The following is a 14,833-nucleotide window of genomic DNA, read 5'->3' as shown; positions in this document are numbered from 1 at the left end:
CATGCAATCATCCCGTCCCGGTCCCGTCCTCCTGATCATTGCCACCGCTGTCGCGCTGTTCCTGCTGATGCCGCTTCTGGCCGTCGTGCCCGTCTCCTTCACGCCGCAGCGGTTTCTGTCGATGCCGGCGGGCACGCTGTCGCTGCGGCATTATCAGGCGCTCATCGACAATCCCGCATGGGGGCAAAGCGTGCTGCTCAGCCTGCGCATCGGCCTTCTTTCCAGCGCCATCGCAACGGTGCTGGCCACGCTGTTCGGCCTCGGCATCTGGATGTTCCAGCCACGCTTTTCCGCGCTGCTCATCGGCTTCGTGCTGCTGCCGCTGATCGTCCCGCCTGTCGTGTCGGCCATGACGCTGTATTTCCTCATGACCACGCTTTCCGCCTTCAACAGCTTTATCGGCTACGACACGTGGATCGGCGTGGCGCTGGCCCATGCGGTGATGATCACACCATTTGCCGTGGTGCTTATCCTCGTGGCGCTGTTTCAGGTGGACCGGCGCATCGATCTCGCCGCCCGCGGCCTCGGTGCTGATCTCACCACCCGCGCCTTCCGCATCATCATTCCCAACATCAAGTTCGGCATCGCCACGGCGGCGCTTCTGTCCTTCGTGCTGTCATGGGAGGAGATCGGCGTCACCCTGTTCATCACCAGCGTCAACGCCATCACGCTGCCACGCCTGATGTGGATGGGCCTGCGCGACAATATTGATCCTGCCATCGCCGCCATTTCCGTGCTTCTGATCATCGTCACCGCAGTCATCCTCGCCCTGAGGATTTTTATCGAACGGCGCGGGACATCGGAGACAAAATGATTGCAGATGACATTGTAGCGGCGCTTGCAGCCATCACCGGCCCGGCGGGAATCAAGACCGGCGATGCCTTGCGGGCCATTCATCCGGGCTCCGATCCGCACAATCTCGACGCGGGGCTGATGGTCATCCCGCAGACTGTCGAACAGGTCAGCGCCATCGTCAAATTCTGCAGCGGCAACCGGATCGCCATTGTCCCGCATGGCGGGCGCACCGGCCTTGCCGGGGGCGCCGTCTCGCACAAGGATGAAATCATCCTGTCGCTGGCCGCGCTCAACCGGATTGAATCCGTGCAAGCGGCGGCGGGAACTGCCATCGTCGAATGCGGCGTCACCCTGCAGGCGCTGCAGGAGGAAGCCGCCAAGGCCGGGCTTACCACCGGCATCGATATCCCCTCGCGCGGCAGTGCCACCATCGGCGGCATGATTTCCACCAATGCGGGCGGCATGGAGGCGTTCCGGCTCGGCGTCATGCGCCAGCGCGTGCTGGGGCTCGACGTGGTCCTGCCCGACGGCTCCGTCATGAGCGATCTTGCCGAGGTGACCAAAAGCAATGAGGGATATGACCTGAAGCAGCTTTTCATCGGCGCGGAAGGCACGCTCGGCATTGTCACCCGGGCCGTCATCGCGCTGACGGCGGTCGACCGGTTTACCGCCACCGCGCTCGTCGCCTGCCCGTCTGCCGCCGCGGCGGTGTCGCTGTTCCAGACACTCCGGCAGAACCGCGCGCTGCGTCTGCTGCGCACGGAATTCATGGCACAGACCTATTTTAGCCTTGCCGTCGAAGCCCTCGGTCCCGCGTCGCTCGCCGCATTCACCGCAGCGCCTGTCTATCTCATTGTCGAAACCGAAGGCCTTACCCAGCAAGCCGCGCAATCGGCGCTGGAAGAGGCGCTTGGCGCTGCCATCGAAACGGGACTGGTGCTCGATGCCATCATTGCCCAGAGCGGCAAGGAACGGAACGACATCTGGAACATCCGCGAAGACAGCAATGTCATCACGCGCGCCTATCCGCATGGCTACTGGTTCGACATTTCGGTGCCGCTGCAGCATCTGGATGCCTATCTCAGGCAGTTCGACAGCGGCGTCGCGGCGCTCGGCGCCGATGTCAGAGGTTTTGCCTTCGGCCATCTCGGCGACGGCAATCTGCATATCTGCGTGGCAGGCGAAGACGAGAATCCGCACAAGGATGCGGTGAAGGACATCGTCTATGCCAATATCAGGCAGATGGGCGGCTCCTTCTCCGCCGAGCATGGCATCGGCCTGGAAAAGATGCCGGAACTGCAGGCGCTGGCCGATCCGGTAAAACTTGCCCTGATGCGGACGATCAAGCAAACGATCGATCCGAACGGCATCATGAACCCCGGCAAGGTTGTTGGCTGACCATGTCGCGGAGAACAAAGCATGTGGCGCGTTCGGGCTTCTCGGGCACCCCGTGCAAGGTTATCGTTTCAGCCATGGTCCAGCCTTTTTTCCATCGGCTTTGTGCAGGCCGGGTGCAGTTCCTGCGTCCGGTGCATCTGCGGATGACCATCTCCACCACCATAAAACCAACAAAAGGGGTTCTCACATGAAGACATTATTGATGAGCAGCGTCATGGCCTTCGCGCTGATGGGTGCCGCCGGTGCGGCGTCGGCGGCCGAGTGCGGCGACGTGACCATCGCCAGCATGAACTGGCAATCGGCCGAGGTTCTCGCCAATCTCGACAAGATCATTCTCAACAAGGGTTATGGCTGCAATGCCGATATCGTGCAGGGCGACACCATTCCGACCCTGACATCGATGACCGAAAAGGGCCAGCCGGACATCGCTCCCGAAGGCTGGGTCGATTTCATGCGCGATATTCTCGACAAGGCTGTTGCCGACGGCAAGCTCGTCTATACCGGGAAATCCCTGTCGGATGGCGGCGTGCAGGGCTGGTGGATCCCGAAATACCTCGCCGACGCCCATCCCGACATCAAGACCATCGACGATGCGCTGAAACATCCCGAACTGTTCCCGGCACCGGAAGATGCCTCCAAGGGCGCTGTCTTCAACGGCCCTCCCGGCTGGGGCGGCACGCTGGCCACCACCCAGTTCTTCAAGGCCTATGATGCGGAGAAGAAGGGTTTTACGCTGGTTGACACCGGATCGGCCGCAGGCCTCGACGGGTCATTGGCCAAGGCCTATGAACGCAAGCAGGGCTGGGTCGGCTATTACTGGGAACCCACCGCCCTCCTCGGCAAGTACCAGATGGTCAGGCTTGATCACGGCGTGCCTTTCGACGCGGCGGAATGGAAGCGCTGCAACACCGTCGCCGATTGCGCCGACCCGAAGAAGAATGCCTGGGAACTGGCCGAAGTGGACACGGTCGTCACCAAAAAGTTCAGCGAAAAGTCCGGCCCGGTCATGGACTATCTGAAGGCGCGGTCCTGGTCGAACAAAACTGTCAATGAGCTGCTCGCCTGGATGACCGACAATCAGGCAACCGGCGAAGACGGCGCAAAATACTTCCTCAAGAACCACGAGGACATCTGGACCAAATGGGTCAGCGCCGACGTGGCCGCCAAGGTCAAGGCTTCGCTGAAGTAACACTAGCTGACGTCATTTATCTCCCCCCTTGTGGGGGAGAAAGCGATTTCAGCATCTTAGCCTCTTGGCTAAGTGCTAGAAATCGCAAGAGAGGGGATTTTGGAAGAACACGAGTTCCCCTCTCTTGGATTTTCTAAGGATTTAGCAAAGGGGCTAAATCCAAGAAAATCCCTTCTCTCCCTCAAGGGGAGAGATACCCAATCCCGCCCGGCGGCGACTTCACATGACAATCATTAAAACCGGATGGCGTAACGCAGCCCGTCATAGATGGCGGCATGGATGTTGCGGGCGTGCACCGCATCGCCGATCCGCAACAGATCGAACTGTCCTTCGGCATGGCGCTGCGGGAAAATGGCGCCACCATTGACCAGATTGCCGTAATCCACCGCACCGCCATTGCGCGACAGCGGCTTTAATTCCCGGTAGAGATCGTCGATCGGCAAGGTACCGTGCTCGACAACCACCTGATCCACCAGCCGTTCCTCGCGATAATCCGGATCGAAATCCGAGCCCAGTGTCGCGACAAGCTGGTTGCCGTTGCGGGCGACGCTGATCAGCCGCGTGTTGATGGTCACCCGCACGCCGTGCTCGTGGAACGCGCGCATATAGGGCACATGGTTCATGCCGCCCATTTCAGGCGCGAAGAACCGCTCCGGGCTGACGAGTTCAAGCCTTGCGCCGGCGCGTGCGATCATTTCCGCCGCGCTCATACCCTGATGGCCGCCATTGTCGTCATAGAGCAGCACCGTTTCGCCCGGCTTCACCGCGCCCGCCAGGATATCCCAGCTTGAGGTGACCAGCTCGCCGCCCGCCGCCAGGGGCGGATTTTGCGGCAGCCCGCCGGTGGCGATCACCACCACGTCGGGGGAAAGCCCAAGCACATCGCCTGATTCCGCCCAGACATTGTAGCGCAGGGAAACACCCAGCCGCTGCAGCTCCTCCAGCCGCCAGTCGACAATGCCGATCATCTCCTTGCGCCGCGGGTTCTGCGCGGCAAGGCGCACCTGCCCGCCCGCGTGGTCCGATGCTTCCAGCACGGTAACGCTATGGCCGCCTTCGGCCGCAACACGCGCCGCTTCCAGCCCGGCTGGCCCCGCCCCGACAACAACGACAGTCCGGCCCTTTGCCGCTTTGGCGATGATGTGCGGCATGGTGCCTTCGCGGCCGGTCGCCGCATTGTGGATGCACAGCGCCTCGCCGCCCTCATAGATGCGGTCGAGGCAATAGGTTGCGCCGACGCAGGGGCGGATGCGATGTTCCTCGCCCGCCGCGATTTTCCGCACGATATGCGGATCGGCGATATGGGCGCGGGTCATGCCGACCATGTCGAGCTTGCCCTCGGCGACGGCATGGCGGGCCGTGGCCACATCGGCGATGCGCGCGGCGTGAAAGACCGGAAACTTTGTTTCCTGCCGGATGTCCCCGGCAAAATCCAGATGCGGTGACGAGCGCATGCCCTGCACTGGAATGACCTCGTTGAGCGCCGCATCCGTATCGATGTGACCGCGAATGATGTTGAGAAAATCGAACTTGCCCGATGCCGCGATGCGCCGGGCAATCTCCACGCCCTCCTGCCGCGACAGGCCCTGGTCCCAGTCCTCGTCGGCGACCATACGGATGCCGACGATGAAATCGGGACCGACGGAGCGGCGCACCGCGTCGATCACCGCCCAGGTGAAGCGCAGGCGGTTGTCGAGCGAACCGCTATATTCATCCTCGCGCCGGTTGGTGGCGGGCGACCAAAACCCGTCCATGAGATGGCCGTAGGCTTCGAACTCGATGCCGTCGAGCCCAGCCGCCTGCATGCGCTGCGCCGCTGACGCATAATCGGCAATGATCCGTTCGAGATCCCAGTCTTCGGCCTCTTTCGGAAAAGCCCGGTGAGCAGGCTCGCGCACCGGCGAGGCGGAAACCACGGGCAGCCAGTCCGCCTTGTTCCAGCTGGTGCGGCGGCCAAGATGCGTCAGCTGGATCATCACGGCAGCGCCGTGTTCATGACAGTCATCGGCCAGCTCGCGCAGCCAGGGCACGATCTCGTCCTTATAGGCATGCAGATTGCCGAAGGCCGGCGGCGACTCACGCGAGACAACAGCCGACCCCGCCGTCATCGTCAGGGCGATGCCGCCCTTGGCCTTCTCCGCATGATAGAGCCGGTAGCGGGTCTTCGGCATTCCATCTTCCGAATAGGCGGGCTCGTGGCTGGTCGACATCAGACGGTTTTTCAGGCGCAGATGTTTCAGCTGATAGGGTTGCAGAAGCGGATCGGCATGTAAGGACAATGGTCTGGGTTCCCGTTGTTTTGCGCGATCGTACAACGGGTTTTTCCCGGTGGGTTTCTCCCACGCGACTTAAAGTGGTGCGGATTCGTCAGATGCGTGCCGCGGCTTGTCCACCTTGTGGTTGCAACGCAAAATGCACCGGCATTCACAACGGCTTGATCGCAAAGAAATTCCCTAAATCCGCTCCGCCGCGCCGCGTCTACATCCTGGATGAAAATTTTTCATACCCGTTTCACATGGATGCAACCAACAGCGGAGAGATAATCCCGATGATCAGTGAAATCACCTGCCCGGACGACAAGAGCGCCCTGTGCGCCGATATCATGAGCGGCCTGCCGGAATGGTTCGAGGAGCCGGACGGCATTGCTGCCTGCGCCGGTCTGGTAACGGGCCTGCCCGTCCTTGCCCATACGGACAGCGGAACCCGCACGGGTTTCATTGCGCTCAAATACCATCCGCCGGCGGCGGCGGAAATTTTTGTGATCGCCACACGCCGGGAATTTCATGGCCGGGGAATCGGCCATTCCCTCCTGAAAGCCGCCGAAGCCCATGCGCGGCGGTCCGGCTGTTCCCTGCTGACGGTCAAGACGCTGGCGCCGCGCGGCCGGCATGAACCGCATCTCGACAGCACGCGCGCCTTCTACGGGCGCAACGGTTTTCTCAAGGCGGAAATCTTCCCCACATTGTGGGCGGAAGGCCATCCATGCCTCTTTTTGGTCAAACCGCTGCATTAGGCGATCACCGCAAATCTCCTGTCCGGAGCCGGTTTTGATCGAGCCATCGGCGTGCTATTGCGCTTCTACGGTGTTGATGAAATGCGATGCGGCTTGGAATTGTTCCGGCAACGGGTGTATAGGCAGGTCCGGCAGGGCCTTGCCGGCATAGCAAAGCCGCATTTGAGAGAAAGACGCGCGTCGACATGACCATAGCGAATTCGCGGAAAATCACCGCCTGGGAAGACATCACGGCTGCCGTGGGCAATTTTCATCTGGCGGCGCTGCTCGGCTGGCAGGACGTGGCGCAGCGCTACCGGCGCTCCAGCGTGGGCGCCTTCTGGCTGACCATCAACATGGGCGTGCTCATCGGCGCCATGGGCCTGATATTCGGCACCATTTTCCGCTCGCCCATGTCCGAGTTCCTCCCCTTTATCTGCGTCGGCCTCATCCTGTGGGGCTATTTTTCGCAGCTGATCAACGAGGGCTGCCTCAGCTTCATCTCCAACACCGAGACGATGCTGCAATTGCCGCTGCCGTTCTTCACCTATGTCCTGCGCACCTGGTGGCGCAACTCGATCATCCTGTTCCACAACATCATCATTTTCCCCATCGTGCTCCTGCTGTTCGGCAAGTTCATGGGATGGACGGCGCTGCTGGTCTTCCCGGCCTTCTTTCTCGTCTCGCTCAACCTTCTGTGGATGATGGTGGTGCTGGCAGTGGTGTGTACGCGCTATCGCGATCTGACGCAGATCATCCAGAACGTCATGCAGGTCGGCATGTATGTGACACCCATCATGTGGCAGCCGCACCAGCTGCCGGCGGACAAATCCATGCTGATGCTGGATCTCAACCCCTTCTACCACCTTGTCAGCGTGATCCGCGAGCCGCTGCTCGGACAGATGGGCACCCCGCTCAACTGGGGCGTGGTTGCCGGCATGGCTGTCATCGGATGGGGCATCGCCCTGCTTTTCCTCAACCGCTACCGCTCGCGCATCACCTATTGGCTCTAGGCCCTTTCGGCACGCCCCACCCCTTTTCCTGCGAAGGCCAACATGACTTCAATGATTCTCGACAATGTCACCGTGGATTTTCCGATCTACAACGCGAAAAGCCGGTCGCTCAAGAACCAGGTCATGAGTCTGGCCACCGGCGGCACCATCGGCTCGAACGCCGAAGGCCATGTGGTCATCCGCGGGCTGGAGGCCATCAGCCTCACCCTGAACGAGGGCGAGCGGCTCGGCCTGATCGGGCACAATGGCTCGGGAAAGACCACGCTCCTGCGGGTGATGAGCGGCGTGTATTATCCCTCGGGCGGGCGCATCGCCATCAACGGCAAATGCACCTCGCTGATCAACATCTCGCTGGGCATCGACCCGGAAGCCACGGGCCGCGAAAACATCCGCATCCGCGGTGCTCTCCTCGGCTTTTCCAAGCGCGAGATGGCGGCCAAGCAGGCGGAGATCGAGGCATTCTCCGAGCTCGGCAATTTTCTCGACATGCCGGTCAGGACCTATTCGACCGGCATGCAGCTGCGCCTGGCCTTTTCGATCTCGACCGTCATCCAGCCGGAAATCCTGATCATGGACGAATGGCTGGCGGCGGGCGATGAAAGCTTTCAGAACAAGGCCAATGAGCGCCTGCACGACCTCGTCAACAAGACCAGGATCCTGATCATCGCCAGCCACTCCAGACAGTTGCTCCTGGCCAATTGCAGCCGTATCGTCTGGCTCGAACATGGCAAGGTCAAGATGGATGGAGATGCCGAAACCGTCGCCAATGCCTATTTCGGCCACCAATAGCGCACGTCGCGGCCGCGGCCAGTAGGGCGCGCTTGCCATGCGGCGGAAGGATAGCGCCTCCTGACACTATGCTGTCAGGACCCCTGTTGTATGCGGGACCATCACAATGAAGGGACCATTCCATGCATAAGGCCGACATGAACCGTCTTTTCGAAAGATTATGGCACGGCGAAGCGGCCATGGAAGAATGGAGCGCGGCCGTTGCCGGCGGTTCAGCGCACGCGGTCCACGACGATATGATCGTTGTCTCGACGCATTACGTGGTTGGCAATGTCACGGCAATCCGCACCGGCGCCGGGCTGGTGCTCGTCGATACTGGCGGCAGGGAAACTGCACGGGAAACGCTCGGCGTGATCCGCCGCTGGGATAGCAGCCCCATCCACACGGTCATCTACACCCATGGTCATATCGACCACACATGGGGAGCCCGCCTTCTGGATGAGGAAGCGGACGTCAACGGCGTTGCCCGCCCGCGCATCGTTGCACACCGCAACATATTGCAGCGCTTCGCGCGTTATGATCAGTCACAGGATCTGAACAGTCTCATCATGGGACGTCAGTTCAACAAAGCCGGCTATGTCTTCCCCGGCGAGCACCGGCGTCCGGATGAAGTCTATGACGATCAGCTTTGCCTCGATGTCGGCGGCCTGCGCATCGAACTGACACACGGGCGCGGCGAAACGGATGATGCGACCTTTGTCTGGCTGCCGCAGAAGAAAATCCTGGTCAGCGGTGATTTTGTCATTTGGGTGTTCCCGAACGCCGGCAATCCGCGCAAAGTCCAGCGATATCCGCAGGATTGGGCGGCGACGCTTCGGAAAATGCATGCGCTTGAGCCCAACATCCTGGTTCCCGGCCATGGACCGGTCGTTTCAGGCGCCGCCCGCGTGGCTGAGATGCTGGATGACGCGGCCAGCGCCCTGGAGAGCCTTGTCAATCAGACACTTGAGCGAATGAACAGGGGAGAGACACTGAATTCAATCCTGCACAGTGTCCGCGCGCCTTCGGAGCTTCTCGGCAAACCCTATCTCCTGCCGAAATATGATGATCCCGCCTTTGTCGTGCGCAGCGTCTGGCACCTCTATGCCGGATGGTTTGACGGAAACCCCGCGCACCTCAAGCCGGCGGCTGACCAGGACCTCGGCCGGGAAATCGCACACCTTGCGGGCGGTGTGGGAAACCTGGCGAAACAAGCCGAAGCGCTGCGGGCCGCGGGCCAGATGCGCGTGGCCGCACACCTGATCGAATTTGCCGTGGCCGCCGCCCCGCAGGACAAGGCGGTTCACCGTGTCCGGGCAGCCATCTATGCCGACTGCATCGACGCGGAGACGTCCTTGATCGGCAAGGCGATCCTGGCCTATTCACAGCGCGAGTCCGAAGAACACCTGCAATAGCAGGCTCAGGCGGCAAATGGCCGGGCTGCGTTCAAGGCAGGGATATTCCGTAAATCCCCGCATCGTTGATGTGGACCGGTCCGGCCCTTTTGCCGGAATAGGCGTTATTCTCCGCACCGAACTTTTTTTCGAGGGCTTCGGTTACCTTGCGATCGTCCTCGCCATCCGGATTACCCATTGCATTGATGACGGTTTCCAGGGAAAGACCGAGATCCTTCAGGCCGAGACCTTCCTCGAGCCCGTCGATAATCTTTTCACCGCCCTGATGCAGTTTCAGCGCCAGAAACGCGATCTTGACGGCCTTGAAGTAGTCCGTCTTGGTTGCATATTTGGACTCATCGACATTCAACGCCTCTCCGGTGCGCTCGAACAGCTCGATCTTGATCTGATTGATGCTTGGACGGCTGTTCGCACCGAACATCGATTCAAAGACCTTTGAACGCGCCTGGCCTGTCAGAGGATTGGCGCTGGAGGCTTCGTCCCCCGCAACACCGTTGGCAATGGCCACGAGATTGTCCGCCCTGCTCCGTCTGCTTTCCTGCGAAGACAACAGATCAGCCGACTGCTGAAGAATGAGCGAAGCGACATTCGTTGCGGAAGAAATCGATGTCATGTGTAATCCCCGGTTTGCGCAGACTTGGCTTGCACGCAGTCATGGTGGATGAGTCGATGGATATTGTCACGTGGCGGCGCAGTTTTCTTTAATTCTATAGATATTGATTAAGGTTTTGATAATTTTCAAAGTAATAAACGGCGCTTGCCCGACCACTGTTCCTTCGACTTGCTTCCCCGGCTTACAATTTGACACCCGGCAGCCTGCTGGCCTGCGCGATCCAATCGGCGATGAGGGCTTCATCCAGCACATCGTTCTCGCGGATATGGACATAGCGCGTCCCTTCCATCTTGGAGCTGACGGGCGGAACAGGCGTCAGTGACGTCCCGCGCAGGAAGGTCAACTGCACGTAGTTCCTGTAGCAATACATGGCGAAGAACCGGCCATCTTCCTTGCCGTAAAGCGGCGTGTTCCATTTGACCGCTTTCTGCACATCCGGGCAGACCCGCGTGACAATGGCATCGATGCGCCGTCCGATCTGCCTTTTCCAGCCGGGCATGGCGGCGATATAGGCCTGACCCTAGCACACCGCGCGCCGTGCCGGAATGGCCGTCAGACGGTAACGAGAACGGCGCAAGTAGGGACATCGTTGTCACCTTGATTTCCTGGCGTAGCAGTTGTTGGATACTGTTTGTATTCTGGAGGCCAAACAAATGACAAAGCACAAGTCATCATTGCCACCATCAACGGGTGAAACAGGAACCGGTCAATACTTTGATCGGAACGAATCCGTGAAAGTCAGGTGGCCTTTTGGTATCGAAGTAATCAGGATACATATTCCGCGTGACTGTCATTACAAAGTAAAATTGGCCCCCACCGACGAGAACGAATACAATGTCGACGTCATTACAAGCCGCGCACTGACGCGCGCCGAGAAGGATTGTATTGCGACGGCGTATTATGAAACGACGCCCTTTGTCCTGGAGTCCGATATCACATTCGTGGCTGCGCAGCGCGGTTTTACCAACGGCGTGCCCGACGAGGAGTGGACGACCAACAGCGGCCCGAGTTTTTGACCTGATCAGCGGTCACACCGCAAGCTCGACCCGGTTTTTGCCATTGGATTTAGCGATGTAAAGGGCTTCATCGGCGCGCCGCAGCACGTCGGCAAAGCTCGCATCCTTGGACCGGTTGACGGCAGCGCCGATGGAAACCGTGACGGGAATGGTCATGGTGTTGACGGTGAACGGATCGGATTCAACCAACCGGCGGATGCGTTCCGCTGCTGCTTTCGCCTCCAGTTCGCTCAGTCCGCCGAAAAGCACGACGAATTCTTCGCCGCCGGAACGGGAAACCAGGTCCGATTTACCGACGCCGCTTTGCAGCCTGGAGGCCACGTGTATCAGCGCCTTGTCGCCGATCTCGTGCCCATAGGTATCGTTGATCGCCTTGAATGCATCGATGTCAAGGACGGCAAGCGCCAGCCCGTCCGTGCGCTTCGACGCCTCAAGAAAGCGCTCATTGCCGATTTCCGTCAGCGTCCGCCTGTTGGGCAGGCCCGTGAGGTAATCGGTCGACGCGGTAAACTCCCATTGCCGCCGGATATGTTCCGTACACATCAGCACGAACGTCGTCGTGCCGATGATGGGCAATACGGTCATGAACAGCGGCGTGATGGGATTGAGCGAACTGGCATTGCCCGCCACGTTGAAATCCGGCGGCAGCTGCATCTGGAAGTAATAGATCGCCCGCAAGACCGTAAAAGCCGTGACGACGGAGAAAATGAAGGCCAGCATTTTCCGGCTGAGGGCAGCATCCCGGTGGGCGTTTTGCGTCAGCGTCCGGACACTGGACATCATCAGCCAGACCCAGACAATCGAAACAATGATGAGTCTTGCCTCGAAGACCGGATGAACCGCCGAGTACCACAAGACCCCGAGGATTCCGCATGCCGCCGGCGCCAGGATCAAGGCATTCACCGGCGCGCCATAGAATGTCCTGAGCGACCACTGATAGGCCGTCAGGCCGAGCAGAAAGGCGCAATTGGCGGTCATGATGGAAACCAGGGCGGGGACAAGCGTTCCGAAAGCGAACACGGTACAACCAATCGCGATGAGCAGCGTTCCGGCCAGCCAGCGCATGGCTGCCGGTTGCAGCATCTTCGGAACATCGCGGTAGATGACCGCCAGCACGGCGCTGTTGGCCAGTATCAACAGCGAGACGGTGCTGAATATGGTCCTTGAATCCATGGAACGGGAACGCCTCGATCGCTTTGCAGGAGAGGTATCCGGGACATGGCGGCGGTCAATGCTTGCCCGGCCGGGCTCCCACCCTCTTTCCGCCTAGAGATAACCGATATTGCTTTAGAATTGGTAGCGGCGTCCATGCGGATGATGACGGGCCTGCTCCCCGTCGCCTCATTCTGCCATGGCTGCGTTCAGCAATCCCTGAATCAGCCTGGAATTCACACCATCAGGATTGTGCAAACCGTAATTGTCATACCATTGCTGGGGCGCTTCGGGGTGCGGCCCGACCAAAGTCGCGCTGCCTTTGCCAAATGCGTAACGAGCAGCCGCCAGATCGCCATTCTGATAATGGGCAAGTTCCCGGAAACCTGAATGCGCATGATTTTTGGGCAGATGCGGACCATCCTGAAAATATGTCCACAACGACGCCCCTTCCCATTGGATCGGCACCACGTGATCGCCGATATCGGACACGGAAAACCCCGGCCGCCCGACCTCCGAATCCGTTTCTCCTTTGACGATGTCAAAGCCCAAATCCGTACCGAGATACGCGCCCATGCAAATTCCAAAATACCGGCCGCCTTTGGATACGAAATCCCTGACGGCCTGAATGCCCGCCTTGCCCAGGCTTCTCCTTGCCCCGTCAATGTCCTGTCCGCCGCCGGGTTGCACATATAAGGACGCTCCAATGAAGCTGGATGGCACCAGCTTCAGCTGTTCATTGGGGCCGATGAATTTAACATCAAAGTGGAAGCTGCTGTTCCTCAGGGCATCGGCGGCCGCCGATGAACAATCATCACAACCGGCAGGCCCGCGATATACGAGCGCAACGGCCGATGGCGATGCATTGGCGGAGGCATTCAACACGAGAAAACATGCGAGAAGTGCGTATTTTGCGGCGCTGAACATCAGAACAATTCCTTTGGAGTGATGCGGTGTGCTCTACCCTAAATCGAATTGCGGTTTAATTTTGAGAAGGAACCAGCCAGCGGAAGCTGCACGGTATGACGACGTCTAGAATCAGAATCGCAGCCCTGCCTTTGCATTGAAGCCATGACGAATGGCGCCGCCTTCTCCAAGGGTGGTGTTGTAGGCAAAGCCGAGATTCAGCCCCTGGTCGAGCACCACGTCAAAACCAACGCCCAATCGAACCGCGTTGCGAACGCTGCCATCCCCCTTGAGGCTGAATAACGGGCCGCCGGACCAATCAATGTAACTCAGGTCAATGTCGCTCGCATTCGCCATGTCGTAGCGCCATTCGGCCTTGAGGCTCGGCGTGAATGTGTAGCCGGTGAAACGATAGGTATAATCCGTCTCGAAACCCACGATGGCAACGAGTGAATTCACGCTCTGATTACCGAAGCGCAGGCTGCTTGATCCGCCATCCCTTTCGTTGAAGGCATCGAGCTTGGTCCAGGACGCATCGATCCCGGCATAGGGGGTGAAGTAGAGGGCGTCCCGGCTTATTTCATAACCGGCCTTCACGCTGCCGAACACCTGCTGGCCATCGCGGGAACCATAGGCAAAACCGCCACCGTCGGTCAGGTAACGTCTGCTGTCGAAGGAAAGAGCGCCATAGCCGAGCACGGCTTCCAGATAGGTATTCTTGACCGGCCGCCAGCTCGCATAGGTGCCGATGCTCCAGCTTTCACCTTGGCTGCGCGTGCCGTTGCGGCCAATATCCGTTCTGTCCCTGCCGTAACCAAGACCGATACCGGCGGTCAACCGTTCGTTGAAACGGTAATCCAGCCCGGCACTGACACCGGAAGTTGTAAAATCCCGGCCCGATCCGGCGGATTTGCCGGATGTGTCGCCAATGTCGACCTGACCGGCTGTCCAGACGCCGAAGCGGGATGGAACGGGCTTTTCCGCGACCACTTTGTTGAACGGCTCGGCTGGCCGGGTTCGTCTCGGCTCGGTGAAGAACCCGAGCGGCGTTGCATCGGCCGGATCGCGCCGGTCCTTTGCCTGTTCGTCGCTTCGAGGCGTGTTCAGGCTGATACCCTGGCTGGACTCATTGCCGCCGCCCCGGCGCAGTTGGCGCAACCGGTCGCTATAATTCGACAGCTGGGCATCGGCAAACCGCCGCGCCCCTTCGGCCTGGGCATTGACGATACCGATGACTTCCGCGTCCCTTGATGGATCGGCTCTTGCTGTCACGGTAATCGTGACATTGGCCGGAGCCGATGTGGTGAAAGCATTGCCAAGCGTGTAGCTGATCGTCGCGACACCACTGAACGTGGCGGCGGGTGCAAAATCCAGCTGGAAAGCCCGGTTGCCACCATCGCCGCTGTCGCGAATGTTTGCGGTGCCTGACCCCGATGGACTGAGCGACACCATTGTCGCAGCGGTAAACGGGCCGCCGGTGGCGCCTTCCGTCAGGTTTACCGTCACCGGTGTTCCCGCCCGTGTGGTGACGGAATGGGCGGCGGCCACCGGCAGCGGATTGACCGTCAGCGTAATC

At 59.9% G+C, this 14,833-nt stretch carries 14 protein-coding genes; 8 read left to right on the top strand and 6 right to left on the bottom strand.

Annotated features, from left to right (window positions below):
* Position 1 precedes the first annotated feature (1 nt).
* From ACTJJ7_RS00130 to ACTJJ7_RS00120, 3 genes are all read left to right on the top strand, one after another.
* Positions 2-814, top strand: coding sequence for an ABC transporter permease (locus ACTJJ7_RS00130; protein WP_105732949.1), 813 nt, complete (start codon positions 2-4; stop codon positions 812-814).
* Positions 811-2,193 carry an FAD-binding oxidoreductase gene (locus ACTJJ7_RS00125; protein ID WP_440964691.1) on the top strand — a complete coding sequence of 461 codons (1,383 nt, stop codon included), beginning with the start codon at positions 811-813 and terminating at the stop codon, positions 2,191-2,193. Before ACTJJ7_RS00130 ends, ACTJJ7_RS00125 begins: the two co-directional genes overlap by 4 nt.
* A gap of 187 nt (positions 2,194-2,380) precedes the next feature.
* Positions 2,381-3,382, top strand: coding sequence for an ABC transporter substrate-binding protein (locus ACTJJ7_RS00120; protein ID WP_105732951.1), 1,002 nt, complete (start codon positions 2,381-2,383; stop codon positions 3,380-3,382).
* Positions 3,383-3,615: 233 nt separating this feature from the next.
* Here ACTJJ7_RS00120 and ACTJJ7_RS00115 read toward each other — a convergent pair whose 3' ends face one another.
* The gene (locus ACTJJ7_RS00115) at positions 3,616-5,661 is read right to left on the bottom strand and encodes an oxidoreductase (RefSeq protein WP_440964689.1); all 2,046 of its coding nucleotides are present in this window, start codon (positions 5,659-5,661) and stop codon (positions 3,616-3,618) included.
* Positions 5,662-5,930: 269 nt separating this feature from the next.
* On the opposite strand from ACTJJ7_RS00115, the gene ACTJJ7_RS00110 reads away from it, so the two are divergent.
* From ACTJJ7_RS00110 to ACTJJ7_RS00095, 4 genes are all read left to right on the top strand, one after another.
* Positions 5,931-6,395: a GNAT family N-acetyltransferase gene (locus ACTJJ7_RS00110; protein ID WP_105733154.1), complete on the top strand. Its 465-nt coding sequence runs from the start codon at positions 5,931-5,933 to the stop codon at positions 6,393-6,395.
* A 185-nt stretch (positions 6,396-6,580) separates the two neighbouring features.
* A complete protein-coding gene (locus ACTJJ7_RS00105) occupies positions 6,581-7,387 on the top strand; it encodes an ABC transporter permease (protein ID WP_105732953.1) in 807 nt (268 codons plus the stop codon).
* Between the two features lie 42 nt (positions 7,388-7,429).
* On the top strand, positions 7,430-8,176 hold the full coding sequence (locus ACTJJ7_RS00100; protein WP_105732954.1) for an ABC transporter ATP-binding protein: 747 nt from the start codon (positions 7,430-7,432) through the stop codon (positions 8,174-8,176).
* A gap of 122 nt (positions 8,177-8,298) precedes the next feature.
* Complete coding sequence (locus tag ACTJJ7_RS00095; protein ID WP_440964686.1) at positions 8,299-9,570, top strand: alkyl sulfatase dimerization domain-containing protein; 1,272 nt, start codon at positions 8,299-8,301, stop codon at positions 9,568-9,570.
* 31 nt (positions 9,571-9,601) lie between these two features.
* Here the strand turns inward: ACTJJ7_RS00095 and ACTJJ7_RS00090 are convergent, their stop codons facing one another.
* Positions 9,602-10,183, bottom strand: coding sequence for a hypothetical protein (locus tag ACTJJ7_RS00090; RefSeq protein ID WP_440964684.1), 582 nt, complete (start codon positions 10,181-10,183; stop codon positions 9,602-9,604).
* 181 nt (positions 10,184-10,364) lie between these two features.
* Positions 10,365-10,682 carry a DUF1801 domain-containing protein gene (locus tag ACTJJ7_RS00085; protein WP_440964682.1) on the bottom strand — a complete coding sequence of 106 codons (318 nt, stop codon included), beginning with the start codon at positions 10,680-10,682 and terminating at the stop codon, positions 10,365-10,367.
* 154 nt (positions 10,683-10,836) lie between these two features.
* On the opposite strand from ACTJJ7_RS00085, the gene ACTJJ7_RS00080 reads away from it, so the two are divergent.
* Positions 10,837-11,199 carry a hypothetical protein gene (locus tag ACTJJ7_RS00080; protein ID WP_130269241.1) on the top strand — a complete coding sequence of 121 codons (363 nt, stop codon included), beginning with the start codon at positions 10,837-10,839 and terminating at the stop codon, positions 11,197-11,199.
* Positions 11,200-11,211: 12 nt separating this feature from the next.
* Here the strand turns inward: ACTJJ7_RS00080 and ACTJJ7_RS00075 are convergent, their stop codons facing one another.
* From ACTJJ7_RS00075 to ACTJJ7_RS00065, 3 genes are all read right to left on the bottom strand, one after another.
* Positions 11,212-12,372 (bottom strand): diguanylate cyclase, encoded by a 1,161-nt coding sequence (locus ACTJJ7_RS00075; protein ID WP_440964681.1) that lies wholly within the window; start codon positions 12,370-12,372, stop codon positions 11,212-11,214.
* 168 nt (positions 12,373-12,540) lie between these two features.
* Positions 12,541-13,278: a BPL-N domain-containing protein gene (locus ACTJJ7_RS00070; protein ID WP_440964679.1), complete on the bottom strand. Its 738-nt coding sequence runs from the start codon at positions 13,276-13,278 to the stop codon at positions 12,541-12,543.
* 111 nt (positions 13,279-13,389) lie between these two features.
* Positions 13,390-14,833 (bottom strand): autotransporter domain-containing protein (locus tag ACTJJ7_RS00065; RefSeq protein WP_440964677.1); only part of this gene is annotated, 1,444 nt, incomplete at its 5' end.

It is taken from the genome of Phyllobacterium sp. 22229 (assembly GCF_052056495.1).
Lineage (GTDB): Bacteria > Pseudomonadota > Alphaproteobacteria > Rhizobiales > Rhizobiaceae > Phyllobacterium > Phyllobacterium myrsinacearum.
This window is presented reverse-complemented; position numbering and strand designations above follow the sequence as displayed.

Excerpts from the sequence above, each read along its gene's own strand:
- ACTJJ7_RS00130 (WP_105732949.1), top strand. The coding sequence starts at position 2 with ATGCAATCATCCCGTCCCGGTCCCGTCCTCCTGATCATTGCCACCGCT.
- ACTJJ7_RS00125 (WP_440964691.1), top strand. The coding sequence starts at position 811 with ATGATTGCAGATGACATTGTAGCGGCGCTTGCAGCCATCACCGGCCCG.
- ACTJJ7_RS00120 (WP_105732951.1), top strand. The coding sequence starts at position 2,381 with ATGAAGACATTATTGATGAGCAGCGTCATGGCCTTCGCGCTGATGGGT.
- ACTJJ7_RS00110 (WP_105733154.1), top strand. The coding sequence starts at position 5,931 with ATGATCAGTGAAATCACCTGCCCGGACGACAAGAGCGCCCTGTGCGCC.
- ACTJJ7_RS00105 (WP_105732953.1), top strand. The coding sequence starts at position 6,581 with ATGACCATAGCGAATTCGCGGAAAATCACCGCCTGGGAAGACATCACG.
- ACTJJ7_RS00100 (WP_105732954.1), top strand. The coding sequence starts at position 7,430 with ATGACTTCAATGATTCTCGACAATGTCACCGTGGATTTTCCGATCTAC.
- ACTJJ7_RS00095 (WP_440964686.1), top strand. The coding sequence starts at position 8,299 with ATGCATAAGGCCGACATGAACCGTCTTTTCGAAAGATTATGGCACGGC.
- ACTJJ7_RS00090 (WP_440964684.1), bottom strand. The coding sequence starts at position 10,183 with ATGACATCGATTTCTTCCGCAACGAATGTCGCTTCGCTCATTCTTCAG.
- ACTJJ7_RS00085 (WP_440964682.1), bottom strand. The coding sequence starts at position 10,682 with ATGCCCGGCTGGAAAAGGCAGATCGGACGGCGCATCGATGCCATTGTC.
- ACTJJ7_RS00080 (WP_130269241.1), top strand. The coding sequence starts at position 10,837 with ATGACAAAGCACAAGTCATCATTGCCACCATCAACGGGTGAAACAGGA.
- ACTJJ7_RS00075 (WP_440964681.1), bottom strand. The coding sequence starts at position 12,372 with ATGGATTCAAGGACCATATTCAGCACCGTCTCGCTGTTGATACTGGCC.
- ACTJJ7_RS00070 (WP_440964679.1), bottom strand. The coding sequence starts at position 13,278 with ATGTTCAGCGCCGCAAAATACGCACTTCTCGCATGTTTTCTCGTGTTG.